This window comes from Rhodococcus sp. B7740, from assembly GCF_000954115.1.
GTDB lineage: Bacteria > Actinomycetota > Actinomycetes > Mycobacteriales > Mycobacteriaceae > Rhodococcoides.
This window is the reverse complement of the sequence record NZ_CP010797.1, coordinates 1,307,958-1,330,948: the sequence shown is the minus strand read 5'-3', so window position 1 is coordinate 1,330,948 and position 22,991 is coordinate 1,307,958. Positions and strand designations below refer to the sequence as shown.

The window sequence follows — 22,991 nt, the reverse complement described above, 5'->3', positions numbered from 1 at the left end:
GCGTCGAACGCCGTCGTCGGTGGGAGGTCAGACCTTCTTCACCTGGACGGCGTGCGCCATCTCCTCGGATATGTCGACACCGCTGTGTCCTGGCACCGTGATCGTGATCGATCCGGGCTTGGCCTCGACTGTAACGCGAGCATCGGGGACCACGCCTGCCTCGCGGAGCTGAGCGATCACCTCGGGGTCGGACTGGACGTGCTCGGCGAGACGACGCACCACGACGGCAGTCGGTTGGCCGACCGGAACGTCGGTGAGGCGGATGAGAGCCTCCGGTGCCAGAGTCGACTGGCCGAGCCCGAGTTCGGCCAACCCCGGGATCGGGTTGCCGTACGGCGAGGTCGTCGGGTTGTTCAGTACGGTCACCAAACGACGCTCGACCTCCTCGCTCATCACGTGCTCCCAGCGGCACGCCTCGGCGTGAACGTCTTCCCAGCGCAGACCGATGATGTCCACGAGCAGGCGCTCTGCCAAACGGTGCTTGCGCATGACCGCAACCGCCAGACTTCGGCCCTTCTCGGTCAGCTCCAGGTGCCGATCGCCCGCGACGGACAACAGCCCGTCGCGCTCCATCCGAGCAACGGTCTGGCTGACGGTGGGACCACTTTGTTCGAGCCGCTCGGCGATTCGCGCGCGGAGCGGAATCACGCCCTCTTCTTCCAAATCGTAGATCGTCCGGAGGTACATCTCCGTGGTGTCGACCAGATCCTTCACACTCAACCCCTTCGTCGGGCTCGATCCTACCGTCAGCGTCCCGAAATAGGCGCTGCACCCAGTCGCAGCGGGCGCGGCGCACCACAACGGTGGACGTCTTTTCCCGTGGCTTCTCACAGGGGGACTCCGGGGACAACAACGGAACCCGGCAACACCATCCCGCCCGACAACGTAGTTTTGTCCCTATGTCTGATCAGGCGACACGCGCCGCCGCGTCCATCCCGAACCGCCCCGAGGACATCGTCGTGTGGAGCGCGGACTACCTCGGCTACCGGTGGAGCGACGACCACCCGATGAACCCGACTCGACTCGATCTGACGATGGCGCTCGCCACCGACATCGGCCTGCTCGAGGGTGTCGAATTGGTCGAGCCCGCCGCAGCACCGGATTCGGAGTTGCTCCGGTTTCACACCAGCGCGTACATCGAGGCCGTCAAACAGGCACCGTCTCAGGGCCCGGCCCTGCGCGATCCCGACGACGTCGTCCACGGACTCGGTTCCGACGACAATCCGGTGTTTCCGCAGATGCACGAGGCGAGCGCCATGCTCGCCGGCGGCTCGCTGGCCGCCGCCCGCGAGATCGCGTCGGGTCGCGCTCGACGCGCGGTGAGCATCGGTGGCGGTATGCACCACGCGATGGCCGACTGGGCATCGGGCTTCTGCGTCTACAACGACGCCGCCATCGCCATCTCGTGGTTGCTGGACAACGGGTTCGACCGAATCGCCTACATCGATGTCGACGCTCACCATGGGGACGGCGTTCAAGCGGCTTTCCTCGGTGACCCGAGAGTGCTCACGGTCTCGTTGCATCAACATCCGGCGACGCTGTGGCCGAACACCGGATGGTCCACCGAGGTGGGAACCGAGCGCGGTGAGGGAAGCTCGATCAATGTCCCGTTGCTGCCCGGGACCGCGGACAGGTTGTGGTTGCGCGCGTTCCACGCGATCGTGCCGGGCGCGATCGCGGCGTTCCGGCCCCAGATCATCGTCAGCCAATGCGGTGTGGACAGCCACCGCGAGGATCCCCTCGCGGACCTCGCCCTGACCGTCGACGGCCAGAACGCTGCGTTCCTGGCCATGCGCGATCTGGCGGACAAGCATTCCGAAGGTCGGTGGTTGGCCGTCGGCGGTGGTGGGTACGGCTTGGTGCGCGTCGTTCCACGGTCCTGGACGTACCTCATCGCTGCCGCGCTCGGCCGCGACATCGACCCGATGTCGGCGCTGCCGGACACGTGGCGCGAGCGGGTGCGGACCATGGCACCGAGCGTCGACCTACCGCAGACCATGGGTGACGGGGGAGACGTCGACTATCCCGCCTGGGACGGACCCGGTGGGTCTCTCGCAGGCGCGGACGGCACCGACAGGGCGCTCGAACGCGTCGATTCGGCGATCATCGCCACCCGTCGAGCAGTGTTTCCACTGCTCGGACTCGATCCGGAGGACCCGCGTGACTGATCCGACCGACAGCCCCTCGGCCGAGGAGCCTGCCGTTGCGGCGTCGGAGCCGAGCGAGAAGGACCTGGCACGGGAGCGAGCGGAGACGTCGTTTCCGCGGCACTGGGTTGCCGACGTCCTGACCTCCGACGGCGGTGTGGTGCACCTGCGTCCCATCGTCCCGTCGGACTCCGAGCGCATCGTCGCGTTCCACGGCCGGCTGTCCGAGCGGACGAGGTACCTGCGGTATTTCGGTCCTTACCCCACGATGCCCCAGCGTGACGTGCTCAACTTCACCACCGTCGACCACCACGACAGAGTCGCGTTCGTCGCGGTGCTCGGTGACGACATCATCGCGGTCGGCCGGTACGAACGACTTCCCGAGGGAGACGGCAATTCCGCCGAGGTGGCCTTCGTCGTCGCCGACGCGCATCAGGGCCGCGGGCTGGGGCCGATCCTGCTCGAACACCTCGCGGGGGCGGCCGCCGAGAACGGGGTGAACATGTTCGTCGCCGAGGTGCTCGCCGAGAACCGGAACATGGTCACCGTCTTCCGCGAAGCGGGTTATCAGGTCAGCAGGTCCTTCGAGGGGGGAGTGTTGCGACTCGAGTTCGCGATCGACCCGAGCGAAGCGCTGCTCTCGGTGCGCAATTCGCGCGAACGTGCCGCCGAGGCCCGCAGTGTGCGCAACGTACTCAGCCCTCGATCGGTCGCCGTGATCGGAGCGTCGACGGACAGCTCCAAGGTGGGCAACGCCGTTCTCGCAAATCTGCTGGCGGGCAACTTCACCGGCCCGGTGTATCCCGTCAACGCCGACCACCGTTCGGTCCGCGGAGTCCGCGCCTACGCCACGGTGCACGACATCCCGGATCCGGTCGATCTGGCGATCGCTGCGGTACCCGCCGATGCGATCGACGCGGTACTCGACGACTGCCTCGACAAGGGCGTCAAAGCGTTGCTGGTGGTCTCGGGCGGATTCGGCGAGACCGGACCCGCGGGACAGGAGAGCGAACGCAGGCTGGTGCTCGCCGCGAGGGCGCACGGAATGCGCTTGATCGGGCCCAACGCGCTCGGTGTGGCGAACACCGATCCCGAGTTCGGTCTGAACGCCACCCTGGCTCCGCATCTGCCCACGCCAGGCAACGTCGGGTTCTTCTGTCAGTCCGGAGCCCTCGGCATCGCGATTCTGGACGAGGCCGCCAACCGCAGGCTGGGACTGTCGACGTTCGTCTCGGCGGGAAACCGCGCCGATGTGTCCGGAAACGACCTACTGCAGTACTGGGATTCGGACCCGGCCACCGAGGTGATCCTGCTTTACCTCGAGAGCTTCGGTAATCCCAGGAAGTTCACCAGGATCGCTCGACGGGTCGCACGCACCAAGCCGATCATCGCGGTCAAGAGCGGACGCGGTGCCGTGCCGCCCGCCCACGCGATCGGTGCCGACATCGACGACTCGATCGTGCGCGCACTGTTCGCGCAGGCCGGCGTCATCCAGGTCGACACCATCTCCGAACTGTTCGACTGCGCCGTCCTGTTCGGAAATCAGCCTCTTCCTGTCGGCCCGCGGGTTGCCGTGGTGGGAAATTCGACGGCTCTGGGTGTGCTGGCCGTCGACGCTGCGCGAGCCAAGGGCCTGCATGCGAGCAATCCGACCGACGTAGGTCCGCAGGCGGGTCCCGAAGAGTTCGCTGCGGCGGTGTCCTCGGCCTTGGCCGCGTCGGACATCGATGCCGTCATCGTCGTGTTCGTGCCTCCGGTCGCCGTCGAGGTCGAACCGTTCGCGGCCGCGCTCGGCAATGCCGTTCGTGGATCCGACAAGCCCGTGCTCTCGACCTTCCTGGCCACCGAAGGAATCCCCGACGTCCTGGCGGTACGCGGACCGGGTGGTCATCCCGTTCGCGGTTCGGTGCCGTCGTACTCGAGTCCGGAGCGGGCGGTTGCGGCCCTGGCTGCCGCGTGGCGCTACTCGTCGTGGCGTTCGCGACCGGTGTCGAACCTCGTCCGTCCCAAGAGCATCGACTCCGATCGCGCGAAGCGACTGGTGGAAGGGTGGCGGTCGTCGGGCAGTCACGGACGGTGGCTCTCGGACTTCGAGACCGCAGAACTGTTGTCCTGCTACGGACTCGACGTCGTGGCCTTCAGAATCGTGACCGACGAGGACAGAGCGGTCGCCGCGGCGAACGAACTGGGTTACCCGGTGGCGGTGAAGGCGACCGGGGAGCGGTGGCGACACCGGCCCGATCTCGGGGGAGTGCGCTTGGACATGGCCGACGCCTCGGCAGTGCGCGTGGCGTACCGGAACCTCGCTGCGGACTCCGGCGAGCCGTTGCTGCACGTTCAGCGTATGGCGGTCAAGGGCATCGGATGCGTCGTGCGCGTGCAGGACGACCCGTCGTTCGGATCACTCATCTCGTTCGGGCTGGCCGGGGTGATCTCGGACTTATTGGGTGACCGCGCGTACCGGGTGCTGCCGCTGACCGAAGACGAGGCCGCGCAGCTCATCGACGCGCCCAAAGCGGCTCCGCTGCTGTCCGGATACCGAAATGCGGTGCCCGTCAACAAGAATGCCCTGATCGACCTCGTTCAGCGTATTTCTGCTCTGGCAGAGGACATCGCCGACATTCGCGAGATCTCCTGCGAGCCGGTGTTGGCCTCCGCCGACGGCGCGCAGATCACCGACGCCCGGGTGCGCATCGGGCCCGAGCCCACCAAGGCCGATCTGGGTCCGCGTCGCCTGCGCTGAGAGGACGGGCCACGACAAAGCGGCAGCCGAGTCGACGTCCCGAGGGGGAGAGAACGTCGGCCCGGCTACCGCGTGAGGTGCAGCGAACGGGGATGGTCACCGCTGCTGCACCGGTCGGTGGCTGTGCTCAGCTGGCGTAGGACCGCAGCTTCTCGGCGCGGTCGCCCTGCCGAAGCTTGACCATCACCTCGCGCTCGATCTGACGGACGCGCTCGCGAGAGAGCCCGAAGAGCTTGCCGATCTGATCGAGGGTGCGGGGCTGTCCGTCGTCCAGGCCGTAGCGCAGACGGATGACCTGCTGCTCTCGCTCGTCGAGAGTTCCGAGGACGACACGGACGTCGCTGTGCAACAGGCCGGCGATGACGGCGTTCTCGGCGGACGTCGCCTCGGAATCCTCGATGAAGTCGCCGAGAGGCGCTTCCTCGTCGCTGCCGACCGGCATGTCCAGGCTGACCGGGTCACGGCTGTGGTCGAGCAGATCCGCGATCTTCTCCACCGCGATGCCCGATTCGCTCGACAGTTCCTCGTCCGTCGCCTCGCGGCCGAGTTGCTGATGCAGCTCACGCTTGATCCTGGCCAATTTGTTGACCTGCTCGACCAGGTGGACGGGCAGCCGGATCGTGCGGCTCTGATCTGCCATGCCGCGGGTGATGGCCTGACGAATCCACCACGTCGCGTAGGTCGAGAACTTGAAGCCCTTGGCGTAGTCGAACTTCTCCATCGCGCGGATGAGTCCGAGGTTGCCCTCCTGGATCAGGTCGAGCAGGGGCATCCCGCGACCGGTGTAGCGCTTGGCGAGAGACACGACCAGGCGAAGGTTCGCTTCGAGCAGGTGGCTACGCGCAGCACTTCCGTCGCGAACGATGATGGCGAGGTTGCGCTTCTTGACCGCGCTCAGTCGCTTCGTGTTCTCGAGAACCTGCTTCGCGTAGAGACCGGCCTCGATCCTCTTGGCCAGATCGACCTCTTCGGCAGCCGTCAGCAATGCGGTGCGGCCGATGCCGTTGAGGTACACGCGAACGAGATCGGCTGCTGGGCTCTGAGCGTCCAGATCGGCATCGGTTGGCCGCGGACGAATCGTGGTGCTGGGGCTGGTCATGACTTGCCTCCTGGTCGGTGGTGTCTCACAAGGCTCAACGCTTGGGAGACTCCGATAAGTTCCCACGCCGATCCCGTGGATACCCGCGTGACCAGGGATTACGTCATGTTCGTCCTGAGAAGTTGCTGAGAAGTGAAGCCGCCGGGAACGCGCGCTCTCCCGGGTCGATGTCGGCGACTCATCGAGCCGGCACAACCAACCCGTGCCGGACGAGACCCTGCATCATCGTCACCGCATGCACTGCCAGTTCCTCGGCGTCCTCGCCGTGCGCAGCAGCGAGCAACTCCACCAGTTCACCGACCGGTAGACCGTCGGGTCGCAGCCCGGCGAGCAGAGCCGCACCGAGTTCGTCGATGTCGTGTTGCCACTGCGGGCCGTTCCCGCGATGGACCCGCACCGCCACTTCGGCCCAGCCCTCCTCGCCGGGAAGGTAGACGCGTTCGAGCGCGGTGTTCGGGTCGACGGTGAGCACCGAGTCGAGAATGTCGTGCTCCCGCAGCCAGTCCAGCCGCGCGAAGTACTCGATCGATTCGTTGCCGAGCGGGTCGGAGAAGCCATGAGTGAGTTCCTCCGCGAGAAGATCGGTGGGCTCGTCCGTTCTGCGGAGATACACGAACCCGAAACCGATTCCTTCCACGTCGGCGGCGGCGAAGTGATCGAGCCAGGACTGTGCCACCGCGGCTGCGTCGGGATCGCGTGGATCGAGTCCGCCGTCGCGCATCCACGTGCCCACGTAGAGCGCGGGATCGGCGACGTCACGCTCGACGACCCAGGCGTCGATGCCGTGCGCAGGCAGCCACGACGCCACCCGCGCGCGCCAGTCCTCGCCGCGGACGTGCACCCAGGACGCCAGGATCGCCGCAGTACCGCCGAGCGTCAGGTGGTCCGGGGCTCGGCCGATCATCAGAGCGCTCGCTCCGTCGAGGTCGAGGCCGGAATCGCGGTACGAGTGCTGCACTTCGGCGCGGCCGACGACGAAGGGCGGGTTGGCGACGATGCGATCGAACCGACGCCCGGCGACGGGCTCGAACCAGGAACCGTGCAGCAACTCGACGTCGAGGTTGTTGAGCGCCATCGTCGCCGCAGCGAGGTCCATCGATCGCGGACTGATGTCGGTCGCGGTCACCTGCTCTGCGTAGCCGCAGGCGTGTACGGCCTGGACGCCGCAGCCGGTACCGACGTCGAGAACACTGGTCGCCGGCGACGTGGGCGTTCCGCGCAACAGAGACAGGGAAGCCTGTCCGACGCCGAGCACGTGATCGGGAGCGGTCTCGGCGGCACGCATGCTGCCGTCGGGATCCGAGACGATCCATCGAGTCCCGTGGCCGGCGTCGAGAGGCCGAATGTCGAGCAGCGTCCGCACCGTCGATCCCGATCGGGAGAGAATCCCGGCCGCGACGGCGTCGGCGACCGTCAGTGGCGCGATGGCGTCGGCGACGTCGGACTCGGGGCAGTCGTCGACGAGAAGGAACAGGCGTACCAGAACACCCAGCGCACCCCCGTCCCGACTGGCGTTGCGTACCGGCACCGGTTCGCTGCGACCGAGGGCAGCGTGGGCGTCTTCGCCGAGCAGTGTCAGTACGCCGTCGGCGTCGTATCCCGCCCGCTCGAAGGCCTCACGAAGACCGGAGCAGGCGACGGTGAGCGGGGACGTGGAATTCGGTGCAGTCACGACGCAAGTGTCGCACCGGCGACGGCCGGGGCCGTCAGTCGTCGCCCGGTTCGATCACGCGGTGGTTGCTCGATTCCAGTTGCGGCCTGTCCACGGTCCGGTAGTCGTATCGGCTCATCTCGTCCTTGGTGCGGGGCGGCCGATCGTTGGCGATCAGCACCGCCATCCACGGCAGTGGGATGGACGCTCCGACTATCGCCATGGAGATCCACGGATTCATCCACATCCCGTACGCGATGGCAGCCAACACCAGCGCCGGGATACGGAACGACATGATGAACATGTATTTGCGGACGCGAGCTTTGTGCTGCTCCTCGACCGATTGCTGCGCCTCGGTGATCAGGACGGGCCCATCCGGCGAGTCGCTGTACGCGCTTCCGTCGAACCCTGGGGTTCTCGTCATACCTCCACTGTGGCACTACTGCTCACAGAATGCATACGACGAGCTGTGGAACCGGTTACCCCGTGCTGTGGATGCACGGATTAATCTGTGTTCATGAGCACTCAGACGAAGGACCGTCCCGATATCGCACCGGACGAAACCACCGATGACGACCGGCCGAAGTTCTTTCACTACGTGAAGAAGAACAAGATCGCCGAGAGCGCGGTGATGGGTACACACGTCGTCGCGCTGTGCGGTGAGGTGTTTCCCGTCACCAAGTCCGCGAAGCCCGGATCACCGGTGTGCCCGGACTGCAAGAAGGTCTACGAGGGTCTCAAGAAAGGCGACTGAGCACCGTCGCCCGGGTGCCGGTCCTGGGTCGGTTCCGGTCGATCCGAACGGGCTCGGTCGCCGGTCAGTTTGATCGGCCCCGTGGCCAGCCGTCGAGCGACGGCGGTCACCGGTCCCGACGGCTTGTCGTCGGTGGCGGCCTGCGCCGCGATCCACTCCCGCATCTGGTCCATTCGTGTCGCCCGGGCGGGCCAGAACTCCTGGATCGTTGCGTTGAACTCGGCACCGAGAACGACGGCGAAGCCGAGGAAGAACGTGAACAGCAGGAACGCGATGGGCGTCGCCAGCGCGCCGTAGGTGTATCCGGTGCTGGTCACCCAGCCGAGGTACCGGCGCAGTACCGCGCTCGCGATCATGAAGAACACCCCGGCCAGCAGAGCTCCGCCGAGGAGGCGATGCCAGGGCAGCGAGGTGTGCAGGGCCACCTTGTACAGCGTGGTCAAACCGATGATCAGCAGGAGCCCGACGGCCGGATAGTAGAAGAAGTCGATGACCTCGCTGCCCACGGTGATCCACGAGTCGGGCAGGATCTGCTGCACGTACACCGGTCCGAGTGCGACGAGCGGAAGTACGAAGACCGCGATCACCAGGAAGCCCACGTAGAGAAGCAGCGCGAAGAACCTCTGCCAGACGGGATGTCGTGCGTCGGCCTGACCGTGCGCTTCGACGATGGAGTCGACGAACGTCGAGATCGCAGAGGACCCGGCCCACAACGAGAGCAGGAAGCCGACGGACACGATCTCCCCGCTTCCCTGGGCGAGAACGTCCTTGACCGTCGGAGCGATGATCTGGTCCACGACGCTACCGCTGAAGAGCGTGTTGCTGAACGTGATGATCTTGGACTCGATGATCTCGACGGTGTTGGGTCCGAACCATCCGCCGACGAGTCCCAGGCTGCCCAGCACGCCGAGCAACAGCGGTGGCAGCGACAACGTCTGCCAGAACGCGGCCGTTGCGGCCTTGCTGAAGATCGAGTCGTCCCATGCCTTGCTCAGAGTGCGCAGAGTCACTTTCCACGCGGCGTGTATCGGCCTTCTCGCCGACAACCGTTCCGGTGGTGGAGTTCCGCCTGCAGACTCGCTCATGGTTCCTCCAGCATTCCTGACGACAGGCGACTTCGCCTAACAGCCGACTCGCCGTGTCGCATCCGACTCACCCCAGCGATGTGGGATCGGTCGGTGCGGAGCGATAGGCTCCTCCGCGGACACTGCAGGGCTACCGAGAGCGCGAGGAATTTACATCGATGCCAGGAACCGGCGGCCAGTGAGCGCTGACATGTTCGATCCCACACCACCGTCCACCGAGCAGACTGCCGCTCCCGCGATCGGGGGCGCACCGCTGCGTGCGTGGCAGCGACGGGCGTTGACGAAGTATCTCGTCGCCTCGCCCAAGGATTTCCTCGCGGTCGCGACGCCCGGCGCAGGCAAGACGACCTTCGCCCTCCGGGTGGCCGCAGAGCTGCTCGCGCATCGCACCGTCGACCAGGTGACGGTCGTTGCGCCCACCGAACACCTCAAGCACCAGTGGGCGGAGTCGGCCGCCAGGGTCGGAATCGCCTTGGACTCGCGCTTCTCGAACTCGACCGGTCAGACGTCCAGCGACTATCACGGCGTGGTCGTGACGTACGCGCAGATCGCCTCGCACCCGTTCAAGCATCGAGTGCGCACCGAATCACGCAAGACCCTCGTGATTCTCGACGAGATCCACCACGGCGGCGACGCGAAGAGCTGGGGTGAGGGAATTCGCGAAGCGTTCGGAGACGCCACCCGACGTCTCGCACTGACCGGTACGCCGTTCCGTAGCGACGACAGTCCCATCCCGTTCGTCAACTACGAACCCGATCAGGACGGGTTGATGCGGTCCAAGGCCGATCACGCGTACGGCTACTCCGATGCTCTCGCGGACGGCGTCGTCCGTCCGGTCGTGTTCCTCGCGTACTCCGGTGAGGCACGCTGGCGGGACAGTGCAGGCGAGGAATACACCGCTCGGCTGGGGGAGCCGCTCAATGCCGAACAGACCGCGCGGGCATGGCGCACCGCTCTGGATCCGCAGGGCGACTGGATGCCTGCGGTGCTGTTGGCGGCCAACACCCGGCTCGCGCAACTGCGCGCAGGCGGCATGCCCGATGCCGGCGGTCTGGTCATCGCGACCGATCAGACGGTGGCGCGGGCCTACGCGAAACTGATCGAGGTCATCACGGGGGAGACGCCTGCGATCGTGCTCTCGGACGACCCCACGTCCTCCGCCCGCATCGCCGAGTTCGGCAAGAGCGACCAGCGGTGGATGGTTGCCGTCCGCATGGTGTCCGAGGGCGTCGACGTTCCGCGTCTGGCCGTCGGTGTCTACGCGACGAGTGCGTCGACCCCGCTGTACTTCGCGCAGGCCATCGGCCGATTCGTGCGGTCTCGGCGCAAGGGTGAGACGGCGAGCGTCTTCCTGCCGTCGGTACCGGTGCTGCTGGACCTCGCGTCGCAGCTCGAGGCGCAACGCGATCACATCCTCGGCAAGCCGCACCGCGAGAAGGACGGCTTCGACGACGAGTTGTTGGCCGACGCCAACAAGCAGAAGGACGAGCTGGGCGAGGAGGAGAAGGCGTACACCTCGCTGGGCGCGGATGCGGAACTGGACCAGGTGATCTACGACGGTTCGTCGTTCGGTACCGCGACGTTCTCGGGCAGCGACGAGGAAGCCGATTATCTCGGTCTGCCCGGTTTGCTCGACGCGACGCAGATGCGCGACCTGCTGCGCCAGCGCCAACAGGAACAGATCGACAAGCCGGCCGCCGGACCGGCGGTTCCGGCACCTGCCGTCGTCAACGACAGGGCCACCAGTGCGGGCCAGTTGGCCGGTCTGCGGCGTGAACTGAACAGTTTGGTTGCGGTGTACCACCACCGCACCGGGAAGCCGCACGGGGTGATTCACGGCGATCTGCGACGAATCTGTGGTGGCCCGCCGACGGCGATGGCGTCGGCGGATCAGTTGGGTGAGCGAATCGCGCAGTTGCGGAAGATGTAGAGATCCCCGGCGGGTCCGGGCACGAAAAAGACGGACGGTCTGGTGACCGTCCGTCTTCGTCGTTGTGTTCGTCGATCGTGGCGAACCTGTTTTCCCCCGACACAAAAGGTGGGTTACACCGTGGAGTCCGATTCGGTCATCACCGTTGCGTTCACTTCACGCAAACGGGCTTCGTGCTCGGTGGCGTGGTGACCGCAGAAGAGAAGTTCTCCACCGGTCGAGAGCACGACACGCGCGCGAGCCCCTGCACCGCACCGGTCGCACCGGTCCGCTGCTGTCAATTGTGGGCTGGTCAATGTTCCGGGCATGACTCCTCCGTACTGGCTTGCGGGTTGTCCCGTTCGCCTGGGGCCGGTCCGCCGCGTCGGTATGGCGCGGTCCGTTCACTCTGTCAGACGTATGGCGGTCATGCGTTGTTCCCGAGCGCGTTTCTTTGTGTTGTCACTAACACGAAACATCGTTCACGAGCAGGAACGCCGTCGACGGTGTTCGCTGACAGCTGATCGGAGTCCGCCCGTGCCGCGGCAGTAGGGTCGCCGGTGTGGCTTCGACTTCTACTTCGCTCTCCGGCGCATCGAAGCTGGGTATCCCCTCGCTGTTCGTGATCGGTGCGCTGTGCATGTACGTCGGTGCGGCGATCGGTGTGTTCCTGTTCGACACCGTCGATCCGGCCGCGGTGGCGTGGCTGCGCGGGTTCGGTGCGGCGCTGGTGTTGGTGCTCTGGCGGCGGCCGTGGCGGCGTCGGGCCGGTGCCGGCGCATGGACCGTGCGTCGGGCGATCACGGCCGCCGCGTTCGGCGGTGCGACGATCGGCATGAACGCGATGTTCTACGAGGCGATCGCCAGGTTGCCGCTCGGCGCGGCCGTGGCCATCGAGTTTCTCGGGCCGATCGCGGTCGCCGCTGCCGGGTCCAGAAGGCCTGCCGACGTGTGCGCGCTGCTGCTGGTGGTGGCCGGCGTCGGAGCCATCGCCTCTGCGCAGTTCGAGGGCGGCGAGGTGGGGTTGGTCGGGATCGCGTTCGCGCTGGGCTCGGCGGCGCTGTGGGCTGCCTACATCGTGCTGGGCAAGTCGGTTGCCGACGCAGGCCAGGGACTCGACGACATGGCTGCCGGTTTCGCAATCGCGTCCGTGCTCCTGGCCGTTCCCTTGTTCGGGCCGTTCGCGGTCGCGCACCCGAATGCGTTGGGAGACTGGCGGATCTGGGTTCTCGGTTTGGGCGTCGGGCTGTTGTCGAGTGTGGTTCCCTACGTTCTCGATCAGTACGTCCTGGTGCGAGTGGGCCGGGCCCGCTTCGCGTTGTTGCTGGCTCTGCTTCCGGCAACGGCGACGGTGGTCGGTGCCGTGGTGCTGACTCAGATTCCGACGACGTACGAGGCTCTCGGAATCCTGGCCGTCATCGTGGCAGTCGTGGTCGGTGGGCTGCCGACCCGAAGAGATCGGGTCGTTGCCGACATTCCGCCGCCCTGACCCGCGCACGACACGGCAGAATGGACTTGTGACCAGCAAGCAGGACGACCTCGTTCACATCTGTACGGCAGGGGAGTGGCTCGCGATGCGTGGTCGGGCCGACTACACCCCGGACTCGTACGAATCCGTGGGCTTCGTGCATCTGTCCACACCCGAGCAAGTGCACTTGCCTGCGAACCGGCTCTTCCCGGGCCGCACGGATCTGGTTCTGCTACGGGTCGATCCGACTCGTCTGACTGCACCCGTTCGGTGGGAACCGGGGGTACCGTCCGATCCGGAGTCCATGCGCTTTCCGCACCTGTACGGACCGCTTCCGATCGCGGCCGTCACGGCAGTGCTCGACTATCGGCCGGGGCCTGACGGAACGTTCGGGGTGCCGCAGGTGTGACGCCCGCGCACAGAACAACGACCGCCGATCACGTGATCGGCGGTCGTTGTTGGAGGTGGAGCGAACGAATCAGTCCAGGTAGTCGCGCAGTACCTGAGAACGCGACGGGTGCCGCAGCTTGGACATCGTCTTGGACTCGATCTGACGGATCCGCTCGCGCGTGACACCGTAGACCTGACCGATCTCGTCGAGGGTGCGGGGCTGACCGTCGGTGAGGCCGAATCGCAGTCGAACCACGCCCGCCTCGCGCTCGGACAGCGTCTCGAGAACCGACTGCAGCTGATCCTGGAGCAGCGTGAACGACACGGCGTCCACGGCGACGACCGCCTCGGAATCCTCGATGAAGTCGCCGAGCTGGCTGTCGCCCTCGTCACCGATGGTCTGGTCGAGCGAGATCGGCTCACGCGCGTACTGCTGGATCTCCAGCACCTTCTCCGGCGTGATGTCCATTTCCTTCGCCAGCTCTTCAGGGGTGGGTTCGCGGCCCAGATCCTGGAGCAGCTCGCGCTGGATACGGCCGAGCTTGTTGATGACCTCGACCATGTGCACCGGAATACGGATGGTGCGGGCCTGGTCGGCCATGGCCCGGGTGATCGCCTGTCGGATCCACCACGTGGCGTACGTCGAGAACTTGTAGCCCTTCGTGTAGTCGAACTTCTCGACCGCGCGGATCAGACCGAGGTTGCCTTCCTGAATGAGGTCCAGGAAAGCCATGCCACGGCCGGTGTAGCGCTTGGCGAGGGAGACGACGAGACGAAGGTTTGCCTCGAGGAGGTGATTCTTGGCGCGATTACCGTCACGGCAGATCCACGTCATGTCGCGGCGCTGCGCAACGGGGAGCTTCTCGCCCTTCTCCGCGGACTCGCGCATCTTCTCGACCGCGAACAGGCCGGCCTCGATGCGCTTGGCCAGTTCGACTTCCTCCTCTGCGTTGAGGAGCGCGACCTTGCCGATCTGCTTGAGGTAGGCGCGGACGGAGTCGGCGGACGCGGTGAGCTCGGCGTCCTTACGGGCCTGGCGCAGTGCCTCGGACTCTTCTTCGTCCCAGACGAAGTCACCGGATGCCTTGTCCTCGGCGGTCGGCTCGGCGGTGACGTCCTCCTCGGTGTCGTCACCTGCAGCGACCACCTCGACGACATCGTTGGCGGCAGCGGCGAGGTCGCCCTCGGAGATGTCGATGTCCTCGATGCCGGGAGTGCTCTCGTCGGCGTCGTCCCCGGATGCCGGTGCGGCTGCTGTCTTCTTTGCTGCGGCCTTCTTCGCCGGTGCCTTCTTGGCTGCGGCGCGCTTGGCGGGAGCCTTCTTTGCCGGTGCCTTCGCAGCGGGTGCCTTGACAGCAGGTGCAGGTGTCGCAGACTCGGTTTCGGAATCTACGGTCTGACGGATATCGGTGGCTGCCACGTACGCCCTTTCGTGACGAAGTCGTGCGGCGTCACGCCAGAGTTGTTTCCGGCGGAGAGGTCTTCGGATTCGGCCGGCTGCGTACCGGCACACACCATTGTAACGACCTCTCAGGAGTTTGTTACCGACCCTTGCCCTATGCAGGTGGCAACCCGCGTGTCAGTGTGCCGATCCCGCGGACGTACCGGTCTCGGCGGACGGTACGGCGGAGTCCGCTGCGAGAGCGGCACCGACGATTCCGGCAGTGTTCAGCAGGGTTGCCGGAACCACGGGCGTGCGATTGGTCAGGTGCGGAATCCACTTCTCGCTCTTGCGGCTGATGCCGCCGCCTGCGATGAACAGATCCGGCCACAACAGCGCCTCGAACGTCTCGAGAACCTTCGAGACCTCCTTGGCCCACTCCTTGTAGGACAGTCCCTGGTTCTCCTTCACCGACGACGCCGCACGATGCTCGGCTTCCTTGCCGTCGATCTCCATGTGGCCGAATTCGGTGTTGGGAAGCAGAACCCCGTTGTGCAGGACGGCCGAACCGATCCCCGTGCCGAACGTCAACAGCACGACGACTCCGTCCTTGCCCTTGCCGCCGCCGTACTTGTCCTCGGCCACTCCGGCCGCATCCGCATCGTTGAGCACGGTGACGTTGTCGGTGCCGATGGCCTTCGCGAACAACGCGCGGGCGTCGGTGTCGATCCAGGACTTGTCGATGTTGGCGGCCGAGCGAGCGACACCGCCGGTCACCACGGCGGGCAACGTCACGCCCACCGGGCCGGTCCATTCGAAGTGCGCGACGATCTCGGCGACGGTGCGCGCGACGGCATCGGGGGTCGACGGTTGCGGCGTCTCGATCTTGTGGCGGTCGCCGACGAGCTCTCCGGTGCTCAGGTCCACGATTCCGCCCTTGATGCCGCTGCCGCCCACGTCCACGCCGAATCCCTGGCGCGCTGCCGCAGCGGTGGTGTTGTCCGAACCTGCCTGTGTCATGAGGATGCCGCTCCTGGCGTGATCGAATCCGTGTGATGCCGTCGCCTCCGAACAATAGTGCGTTTCGGCGCTCGCGGGACGCCGACGTCATCGGCGGTCGCTGCGGTGGTGCTCGGAGGTCGGTGTGTGTTGCGATGTACGCGTGCCGACACCAGACCGATCGCAGACCGACACCGCCAGTACACGATTGCCGGAAGGGCAGGTGGCAGCCGAGGGATCGAACACGCGCGAGGTCGATGCGCTGCGCGAGGTCGCCGTACGGGTCGCGACGCGAGCCGCCGAGCATGTCGGACGGCGCCGCCCGGAGGTCTTCGGCGGCGATTCGACCGAGGGTGACGGCGCGGTGCACTCCAAGAGCACTCCGACCGATCCGGTGACCGTCGTGGACACCGAGACCGAGCGCGTCCTGCGCGAGATGCTGGCGCGGCTGCGGCCGGAGGATGCGATTCTCGGAGAGGAGGAAGGCAGCGACGACGACTCGCTCGACGGTGTGCGCTGGGTGTTGGACCCGATCGACGGAACCGTCAACTTCATGTACGGAATTCCGGCGTACGCGGTCTCGGTCGCGGTCCAGATCGACGGTGTCAGTGTTGCCGGGGCCGTGATCGATGTTGCCCGCGGGCTCGTCTACTCGGCCGCCCTCGGGCGTGGGGCGACGGTGGAGAGGGCCGACGGTACGCAGGAGCAGCTGCGCTGTTCCGGTGTGACCGACGTGTCGATGACGTTGTTGGCCACCGGATTCGGCTACGGATCAGGGCGTCGAGCGGTGCAGGGCGCGATCATCGCCGAACTGCTGCCTCAGGTGCGAGACATACGCCGGATCGGTTCGGCTGCGCTCGATCTCTGCATGGTCGCGTCCGGAGTGGTGGACGCTCACTTCGAACACGGACTCAGTCCGTGGGATTGGGCGGCGGGTGCGCTGATCGCCGCCGAGGCAGGCGCGATCGTCAGGGTGCCCGCCGCCAACAGCAGCAGTGCGCAGGGTGCGGTGACGGTGGCAACGGCCCCGGGGATCGCGGACGCGTTCGTGGCCGTCCTGCGCAGCGCGGGCGCCCTCGATCCGATTCCCGGCTGACAGGCCGTCGGCGCGTCAGCAGCGGGATTCGCGTGCTGCCGAGAGCAGATCGGCATCGAGTGGGGCAGGCGGAGTACCGGGTGCGGCCCCGGCCAGAGTGCGCAGCACTTCCTCGGCGTCGTCGTTGGGCTGGATCTCGCTGAAGTAGGTACCGAGTGCCAGATCGACCGAGTCGTCGGTGCGGGCATCTTCGATGAGTTCGGCGCATGGGGCGACCAGCGACACCGCGCTCGCTGCCGCCAGGCCGGCCGGGCCGAACCGAATCTGGCCCTGGCACTGCATGTTCTGGTCGACGTAGACCGGATCGTTGCCGACCTGGACATCCGGTGCGCTGGCGAACCCGTAATCGCTGAGCTGGGCGGCCACGTGAGCGGCCTGTCCGCGCTCACCGTTCGCGTTGAAGACACGGACCTTCGATGCGGACAGGGCGGCGGGCTCGACGTCGAGCAGGGTCGACGGGTCCACTTCCTCGCCGAGCGGTACCGGCTGGGTACCGTCCGTCGCGGCGGCTGTGGTCGGGGCATTGCACTCGGCGGTCGCCGAGGTGGCCTCGGCGGTGGTGAACACCTTGACCCACACCAGCACTCCGAGGAGAGCGAGCACCGTGAAGACCGCGATGATCGGAAACGCACGGCGTCGACGGAACGGACGACCTTTGCCGTCGACCGAATGGCCTTCGGTGATCAGAGAAACCACAGTGATCTTCGCCTTTCCGTCGGCAGTCGCCGAGACCGGTTCGCAGAGTCGGTTCACACCGACGCGGTGCCCACTGTAGATGGCCGGGGTGCGCGAGGGCGGCACACTCGGCCGTACCCTCCTTCGATCCAGTGCGCGATGGCCGATTCGGAGGCCGAAACCGGCACCGAGAAGTGTTCTGTGAAGGGTGGAATGAAGCTGCCCATCCCGGTGTTGATGCGGCGTGCACCCAGGTGATGGACTCGTCGGCGGTTCGGTTTCTGCTTTGCCACCGGCTTCGGCTATTGTCTGGCGGCCGCGGTGCTTCAAGAATCGGACGCCGGTGCACCAATCGATCAGGTGAGCGAGGTCTCGATCGGGTTTCAACCGGCGAGTTCTGGGAACTACCCGGTGTAGTTTCGGGCACCGCGCGACGACGAACGATTCGACAGATACGAACATCGGTGGGAGCGAGCAAGCGCCCTCTTCACAGCCGACGGCCACAAGCCGACCATATCGGCAGCTTTCACCACACACACGCACGAAGATGAGGGGTACGAGGACAATGGCAACCGACTACGACGCACCGAGAAGAACAGAATCCGACGATGTGTCGGAGGACTCGCTCGAAGAATTGAAGGCCCGACGCAACGAGGCCCAGTCCGCCGTGGTGGACGTGGACGAATCCGACACCGCGGAGTCCTTCGAGCTCCCGGGTGCAGATCTGTCCGGTGAGGAGCTCTCGGTCCGGGTGGTTCCCAAGCAGGCCGACGAGTTCACCTGCTCGAGCTGCTTCCTGGTCCATCACCGCAGCCGTCTGGCCAGTGACGCCAACGGTGTTCTGATGTGCCGCGACTGCGCGGCGTGACCTTCTCCGCACAGACCTGATCGGTTCGGTCAGGTCTGTGTCGACGGCTCCGACCGTCGAGCGACCGGCAGGTCAGCGCGCCTCGACACCGTGCGCGGTCAGGACGGCCAACAGCTCCTCGGGGCGTTTGGTGCTGATCAGCCAGTAGGGCGTCGGATCGTCGGGGTCGTCGAGGACCACGATCACCATCTGTTTCACCCAGGTGCGGTGCTGCACGAAGGCCAGCGGATCGAGCTGCCTTCCCAGCGCCGCACTTTTTGCTGTCCCGGGAACGACGGCGGCCTTGGACGCCACATCGAGGGGCAGATGAGCGGACCCGACGCGTAACTCGGCACCGGTCGCACCGGCGACCACCTCGACGCGCAGCCTGCTGAAGGCGAACAACGCCCACGCGATGAGCGGGAGCAACACGACGTAGGGCAGCCAGGCACGGATGCCGGGCGCACCCATGTGGATCTCCGCAGCCAGCAACACAGCGACGGCCGCGCCCGCTCCCCACCACCAGATCGGTACCCACAGTCGCTCGGAGTACAGCACCGAGTTCTCGGGTGCGGTGGAGCCCGTGTCGGGGGTGGAGTCGCCGGACTCCGACGCGTGTTCGGCCTGTCGATCTGCAGTCACGAGTCCCAGGGTAGTCGCCACACCGAGACCGAAGCCGGCCAGCGTAGTCTCGTTCGACGTGAGCGACGAAGTCACCGAGACCGGCACCGAACCGTCCGTCGACCGACCACGCACCCCGCGCCGACCCTCCGATCCGTTGTCCGAGGTCCGGGTGCGCCGACTCGATCCGGAGCTTCCGGTGCCGACACGGGCGCACGAGGGTGATGCGGGAGTCGATCTGCGAACGACGGCCGCAGTGACAATCGCTCCGGGCGAACGCGTCCTGGTGGGGACCGGAATCGCGATCGCTCTCCCGGTCGGAACCGTCGGACTGGTGCATCCGCGATCGGGGTTGGCGGCGAAATCGGGTCTGTCGGTGGTCAACACCCCGGGCACCATCGATGCCGGATATCGCGGCGAGATCAAGGTCTGTCTGATCAATCACGACCTGCACACTCCGATCGAGCTCGAGCGAGGCGACCGTATTGCTCAACTGCTCGTGCAGCGAGTCGAGCTGGTGACTTTCGTCGAGGTCGACGAGTTGGACGACACCGTTCGAGGGGCCGGTGGTCACGGTTCGACCGGTGGCCATGCGAGTCTGGAGCAGTGAGTTCCGCCACGACGTTCGCCGCGGGCAGGCACAGTGGAAGCAACCGAGAAGAAGAGAGTTGAACATGTTCGGACGGCGTAAGAAGAACGACGCCGGCAGTGCCTCCGCGCCCGGTGCGGAGCCATTCGTCGACAGCGTCGAGGACGAGGACGACGATATCGAGGCCGCGAACACGGCCGCCGACGGTCCCCACGACCTCGGGGACCTCGACGACGATCGCGAGACGGTCGCGGCGACGCGTCTCGACCTCGGTTCGGTACTGATTCCGTTGCCGGAGGGCGGGCAACTCCAGGTCGAGATGTCGCAGGCAGGCAGCCCGCAGGCAGTGCACATCGTCACGCAGTTCGGGCGCATCACCATCGCGGCATACGCGGCACCGAAATCGCCCGGTCAGTGGCGTGAGGTGGCAGCGGATCTGGCGACGTCTCTGCGCAACGACAAGGCCGAGACGACGGTCGAGACGGGTCCGTGGGGACGCGAACTGCTCGGTGTCACGGCCAACGCAGACCTGCGCTTCATCGGAGTCGACGGATATCGCTGGATGGTTCGCTGCGTGCTGGCGGGTCCCTCGGGCGCGGTGGCCGAGGGCCAACCGCTCGTCCGGCTGGCACACACGATCCTGCGGCAGACCGTGGTGGATCGGGGTACCGAACCGCACCCCGTTCGGACACCGCTACCGGTGGTGTTGCCGCAGGTGTTGGCCGAGCAGCTCGCGGCAGCCGCACAGCAGCAGGCGGCAGCTCAGCAGAGCGCGGCGCAACCGGCCGCGGAGCCTCGGGCTGCGGTACCGACGTCGGAATCTGCAGCGCCGCAACAGGAAACGGCTCCGCAGCCGACCGCTGCCGAGCGTGACCGAGCGCCGCGTCGGGGAGCGTCGGGATCGGCAATTCAGCAGCTGGGCGGCTGACCCGATCGCTCGTCGAGACCGTCGACGGCCGCTCGGCCGAGGCTTCCCGGGTCGCTTCCTATGCCGTCCAGGGTCACCGTGCGCAGCTCGCAGTTCGGCAGTGCCCGAGCCCACTGTCGAGCGACCTCGATCGGATGGACTGCATCGTCCACCGCACCCACGACGACAGCGGGTACCTCTATCCGAGCGAGCTCGTCGAGTTCGAGGCTGCGGTGGCGAGCCGCCTCGTCCAGCGCGCCGGGAAGGGCGGGCCACTGGGCAGCCCAGGACCGGCGCAGAGTGCGCGCGAGCCACGGCGGGCTCGACGCTGCCATCGCCGCGGTGACGACGTCGAGTCCCTGCTCGCGCAGGGATCGCGCGGTGAACTCCGCACTCAGGGCCGCGGGGGAGCCGGCCGGGTCTCCGGTCCACGCAGGCAGCGCGAGTGCGAGAGCCGCGGTGTTCGATGCGTTGTCGGCAGCCCAGCGAATCGCGACGGCCGCCCCGAGGGATATCCCTGCGACCACGACGGGTCCGAGGCGATGTGCTGCGTCGTCGAGGGCGGACAGGTAGCTTTCCACCACCGCGGTCGGGTCGGGTTCGACGGCCACGGTGGTCAATCCCACACTGTCGAATGCCGCCGAGAACGCGTCGGCGGCGAACCGCGCATCGGACCCCGTCCCCGGTAGAACGATCGCGGTGCTGGTGTCGAATCGGCTGTGCACGACACGATTGTGCACGCCTGCCGACACCGCTGTGACGACGGTTGGTCAGCGTGACACTTCGGGTCTACAGTGGCGAAGTACCACCCCGACGAGGGGACGACCCACACCGCTGGAGCACAGAATGGCACCCGCTGCCGCAGGATACTTTCGCCGTCTGACGCGGAAGTTGACAGAGGACATCGATCAACTCGATGCCGAGGAGATGGCCGAAACCTCCGAAGCCTCCGGGGCTCGGCGGGCGTGCGATTGCTCGCGAGGTGAAGAAGTCACGATGCTGGGTCGACTGCGCAGCGTCGAAGCCTGTTCGAAGGCGGCCAACGCCAACATCGAGGCCGAGTTCTTCGACGGCACCGACACGGTGACGCTGCTGTGGATCGGACGACGCAAGATCGCTGGAATCGAGCCCGGCAAGACTCTGCTCGTTCGCGGACGCGTCGGCGAGCGCGACGGACGCAAGATCGTCTACAACCCCTACTACGAACTGCGCGACGACAGCTGATCGTCGCCGGTATGGCACTCTCGTTGTCGTGACCAACAGCGACGATTTCGTGCCGCCCCCGTCGACGACGCCGGAACCTGCGCCCGACGCGTCGACGACCGCCGAGAAGGTGGCTCCCACCGTCCTCGAGCAGCTCGGCGGGTTGAGCGGGCTCGTCTACTCGACCTTGCCCGTCGTCGTCTTCGTTCCGGTGAACAGCTATGCCGGTCTCGCCGCTGCTCTGTGGTCCGCTCTGGGTGTCGCCGCTGCGGTGTTGGTGTGGCGGCTGGTTCGTCGTAGCCCGATTCAGCCCGCCATTTCGGGATTCTTCGGGGTCGGAATCTGCGCATTCATCGCATACCGGACGGGAGATGCCAAGGGCTACTTCCTGTTCGGCATCTACACCTCGCTCGCCTACGGCGCGGCGTTCGTGCTGTCGGTGCTCGCGCGCTGGCCGTTGGTCGGCATCATCTGGGGATACCTCAACGGCAACGGAACGTCGTGGCGTGGCAACCGGTCGGCCGTGCGGTACTACGACGTGGCCACGATCGCCTGGGCGTCGGTGTTCGGTGCCCGATACATCGTTCAGTCCCAGCTCTACGACTCCGACCAGACGGGTTGGCTCGCCGTTGCCCGCATCGGCATGGGCTGGCCGCTCACGGGAGTGGCGCTGTTGGTCACGCTCTGGGCCGTGCGTGCGGCCGATCGTGCGCTCGACGCAGCGTCGAGCGAAGACCGCAAGCAGGACCGGCCGTCAGATCAGGCCGACAGCGGCGCGTAGTTCGTTCTCGACCTCTTTGGCCGCGACGAACAGCAGTTCGTCGCCGCCCTCCAGCGGATCGTCGTGCTGGGGAACGATTACTCGACCGCCGCGCAGAATCGTCACCAACGCTGCGTCCCTGGGCAATTGGAGCTTGCGGACCGGCTTGCCCGCCAGGGGAGTGTTCTCCGGCAGCGTGATCTCGACGAGGTTGGCCTGACCCTTACGGAACGTCATCAGGTGAACGAGGTCGCCCACCGATACGGCCTCCTCGACCAGGGACGCGAGCATGCGCGGGGTGGACACGGCGACATCGACACCCCAGGCAGCGTCGAACAGCCATTCGTTGCGCGGATCGTTGACCCGGGCCACCACGCGGTTGACGCCGAACTCGGTCTTGGCCAGCAGGCTGAGCACCAGGTTGGCTTTGTCGTCTCCGGTGGCAGCGATCACCACGTCGTAATTCTCGAGGTGCGCGGCTTCGAGCAGACTCAACTCGCACGCGTCGGCCAACACCCATTCCGCTTCCGGGATGGCGGCCTGATCGACGTGGTCGAGTTTGCGTTCGAGGAGCATCACATCGTGTTCGCTGCGGATCAGCTCGCGTGCGATGGATCTGCCGACTGCGCCGGCTCCGGCGATAGCGACTTTCATGGCTTCCCGTTCG

The 22,991-nt window shown here is 66.4% G+C and carries 24 protein-coding genes; 12 read left to right on the top strand and 12 right to left on the bottom strand.

Going from position 1 to position 22,991, the window contains the following annotated elements; translation table 11 throughout:
- Positions 1-27: 27 nt before the first annotated feature.
- Complete coding sequence (locus NY08_RS06065) at positions 28-714, bottom strand: metal-dependent transcriptional regulator (RefSeq protein ID WP_032397915.1); 687 nt, start codon at positions 712-714, stop codon at positions 28-30.
- Positions 715-899: 185 nt separating this feature from the next.
- Between NY08_RS06065 and NY08_RS06060 the strand changes: the two genes are divergently transcribed.
- Positions 900-2,168 carry an acetoin utilization protein AcuC gene (locus NY08_RS06060; RefSeq protein ID WP_045195413.1) on the top strand — a complete coding sequence of 423 codons (1,269 nt, stop codon included), beginning with the start codon at positions 900-902 and terminating at the stop codon, positions 2,166-2,168.
- Positions 2,169-2,232: 64 nt separating this feature from the next.
- Positions 2,233-4,890, top strand: coding sequence for a bifunctional acetate--CoA ligase family protein/GNAT family N-acetyltransferase (locus NY08_RS06055; RefSeq protein WP_144407442.1), 2,658 nt, complete (start codon positions 2,233-2,235; stop codon positions 4,888-4,890).
- A 127-nt stretch (positions 4,891-5,017) separates the two neighbouring features.
- Here NY08_RS06055 and NY08_RS06050 read toward each other — a convergent pair whose 3' ends face one another.
- The 3 genes from NY08_RS06050 to NY08_RS06040 form a co-directional block, all read right to left on the bottom strand.
- Positions 5,018-5,989 (bottom strand): sigma-70 family RNA polymerase sigma factor, encoded by a 972-nt coding sequence (locus NY08_RS06050; RefSeq protein WP_032377730.1) that lies wholly within the window; start codon positions 5,987-5,989, stop codon positions 5,018-5,020.
- A gap of 178 nt (positions 5,990-6,167) precedes the next feature.
- Positions 6,168-7,661 carry a N5-glutamine methyltransferase family protein gene (locus NY08_RS06045; protein ID WP_045195406.1) on the bottom strand — a complete coding sequence of 498 codons (1,494 nt, stop codon included), beginning with the start codon at positions 7,659-7,661 and terminating at the stop codon, positions 6,168-6,170.
- A 34-nt stretch (positions 7,662-7,695) separates the two neighbouring features.
- Positions 7,696-8,064: a DUF3099 domain-containing protein gene (locus NY08_RS06040; protein ID WP_032397916.1), complete on the bottom strand. Its 369-nt coding sequence runs from the start codon at positions 8,062-8,064 to the stop codon at positions 7,696-7,698.
- Between the two features lie 93 nt (positions 8,065-8,157).
- Between NY08_RS06040 and NY08_RS06035 the strand changes: the two genes are divergently transcribed.
- Positions 8,158-8,394: a DUF3039 domain-containing protein gene (locus NY08_RS06035; RefSeq protein WP_032398413.1), complete on the top strand. Its 237-nt coding sequence runs from the start codon at positions 8,158-8,160 to the stop codon at positions 8,392-8,394.
- Here NY08_RS06035 and NY08_RS06030 read toward each other — a convergent pair.
- Positions 8,367-9,479 (bottom strand): YihY/virulence factor BrkB family protein, encoded by a 1,113-nt coding sequence (locus NY08_RS06030; protein ID WP_045195405.1) that lies wholly within the window; start codon positions 9,477-9,479, stop codon positions 8,367-8,369. The two genes, NY08_RS06035 and NY08_RS06030, sit on opposite strands and share 28 nt — an antisense overlap.
- 190 nt (positions 9,480-9,669) lie before the next feature.
- Between NY08_RS06030 and NY08_RS06025 the strand changes: the two genes are divergently transcribed.
- On the top strand, positions 9,670-11,409 hold the full coding sequence (locus NY08_RS06025; protein WP_032397917.1) for a DEAD/DEAH box helicase: 1,740 nt from the start codon (positions 9,670-9,672) through the stop codon (positions 11,407-11,409).
- Positions 11,410-11,522: 113 nt separating this feature from the next.
- Here the strand turns inward: NY08_RS06025 and NY08_RS06020 are convergent, their stop codons facing one another.
- Complete coding sequence (locus tag NY08_RS06020) at positions 11,523-11,717, bottom strand: DUF7455 domain-containing protein (protein ID WP_027496884.1); 195 nt, start codon at positions 11,715-11,717, stop codon at positions 11,523-11,525.
- A gap of 233 nt (positions 11,718-11,950) precedes the next feature.
- Between NY08_RS06020 and NY08_RS06015 the strand changes: the two genes are divergently transcribed.
- Together NY08_RS06015 and NY08_RS06010 are read left to right on the top strand one after the other, a co-directional pair.
- Positions 11,951-12,877, top strand: coding sequence for an EamA family transporter (locus NY08_RS06015; protein ID WP_045195403.1), 927 nt, complete (start codon positions 11,951-11,953; stop codon positions 12,875-12,877).
- Between the two features lie 28 nt (positions 12,878-12,905).
- A complete protein-coding gene (locus NY08_RS06010) occupies positions 12,906-13,265 on the top strand; it encodes a DUF952 domain-containing protein (protein WP_032397919.1) in 360 nt (119 codons plus the stop codon).
- Between the two features lie 69 nt (positions 13,266-13,334).
- Here NY08_RS06010 and NY08_RS06005 read toward each other — a convergent pair whose 3' ends face one another.
- Both NY08_RS06005 and ppgK read right to left on the bottom strand, forming a co-directional pair.
- The gene (locus NY08_RS06005) at positions 13,335-14,666 is read right to left on the bottom strand and encodes an RNA polymerase sigma factor (RefSeq protein ID WP_032397920.1); all 1,332 of its coding nucleotides are present in this window, start codon (positions 14,664-14,666) and stop codon (positions 13,335-13,337) included.
- A gap of 159 nt (positions 14,667-14,825) precedes the next feature.
- On the bottom strand, positions 14,826-15,647 hold the full coding sequence (gene ppgK, locus NY08_RS06000) for a polyphosphate--glucose phosphotransferase (protein ID WP_045195401.1): 822 nt from the start codon (positions 15,645-15,647) through the stop codon (positions 14,826-14,828).
- Positions 15,648-15,834: 187 nt separating this feature from the next.
- On the opposite strand from ppgK, the gene NY08_RS05995 reads away from it, so the two are divergent.
- Positions 15,835-16,722 carry an inositol monophosphatase family protein gene (locus NY08_RS05995; protein ID WP_045199820.1) on the top strand — a complete coding sequence of 296 codons (888 nt, stop codon included), beginning with the start codon at positions 15,835-15,837 and terminating at the stop codon, positions 16,720-16,722.
- 15 nt (positions 16,723-16,737) lie between these two features.
- Here the strand turns inward: NY08_RS05995 and cei are convergent, their stop codons facing one another.
- Entirely contained in the window at positions 16,738-17,418 is a 681-nt protein-coding gene (cei, locus tag NY08_RS05990; protein ID WP_045199819.1) for an envelope integrity protein Cei, read from the bottom strand.
- A gap of 544 nt (positions 17,419-17,962) precedes the next feature.
- Between cei and NY08_RS05985 the strand changes: the two genes are divergently transcribed.
- Positions 17,963-18,265 (top strand): DUF4193 domain-containing protein, encoded by a 303-nt coding sequence (locus NY08_RS05985; protein WP_027496891.1) that lies wholly within the window; start codon positions 17,963-17,965, stop codon positions 18,263-18,265.
- Between the two features lie 72 nt (positions 18,266-18,337).
- On the opposite strand, the gene NY08_RS05980 is transcribed toward NY08_RS05985, so the two are convergent.
- Positions 18,338-18,802, bottom strand: coding sequence for a DUF3093 domain-containing protein (locus NY08_RS05980; protein ID WP_045199816.1), 465 nt, complete (start codon positions 18,800-18,802; stop codon positions 18,338-18,340).
- Between the two features lie 220 nt (positions 18,803-19,022).
- Here NY08_RS05980 and dut point away from each other — a divergent pair, with 220 nt between their 5' ends.
- Positions 19,023-19,475 carry a dUTP diphosphatase gene (dut, locus tag NY08_RS05975; protein ID WP_032398419.1) on the top strand — a complete coding sequence of 151 codons (453 nt, stop codon included), beginning with the start codon at positions 19,023-19,025 and terminating at the stop codon, positions 19,473-19,475.
- Between the two features lie 64 nt (positions 19,476-19,539).
- On the top strand, positions 19,540-20,382 hold the full coding sequence (locus NY08_RS05970; RefSeq protein ID WP_045195399.1) for a DUF3710 domain-containing protein: 843 nt from the start codon (positions 19,540-19,542) through the stop codon (positions 20,380-20,382).
- Here the strand turns inward: NY08_RS05970 and NY08_RS05965 are convergent.
- Positions 20,364-21,086: an alpha/beta fold hydrolase gene (locus tag NY08_RS05965; protein ID WP_235387120.1), complete on the bottom strand. Its 723-nt coding sequence runs from the start codon at positions 21,084-21,086 to the stop codon at positions 20,364-20,366. The genes NY08_RS05970 and NY08_RS05965 overlap by 19 nt on opposite strands.
- 121 nt (positions 21,087-21,207) lie before the next feature.
- Here NY08_RS05965 and NY08_RS05960 point away from each other — a divergent pair, with 121 nt between their 5' ends.
- Together NY08_RS05960 and NY08_RS05955 are read left to right on the top strand one after the other, a co-directional pair.
- The gene (locus tag NY08_RS05960) at positions 21,208-21,585 is read left to right on the top strand and encodes an OB-fold nucleic acid binding domain-containing protein (RefSeq protein WP_032397922.1); all 378 of its coding nucleotides are present in this window, start codon (positions 21,208-21,210) and stop codon (positions 21,583-21,585) included.
- Between the two features lie 109 nt (positions 21,586-21,694).
- Positions 21,695-22,345: a DUF3159 domain-containing protein gene (locus NY08_RS05955; RefSeq protein WP_032398421.1), complete on the top strand. Its 651-nt coding sequence runs from the start codon at positions 21,695-21,697 to the stop codon at positions 22,343-22,345.
- On the opposite strand, the gene NY08_RS05950 is transcribed toward NY08_RS05955, so the two are convergent.
- On the bottom strand, positions 22,319-22,978 hold the full coding sequence (locus tag NY08_RS05950) for a potassium channel family protein (RefSeq protein WP_032397923.1): 660 nt from the start codon (positions 22,976-22,978) through the stop codon (positions 22,319-22,321). The two genes, NY08_RS05955 and NY08_RS05950, sit on opposite strands and share 27 nt — an antisense overlap.
- Between the last annotated feature and the right edge of the window lie 13 nt (positions 22,979-22,991).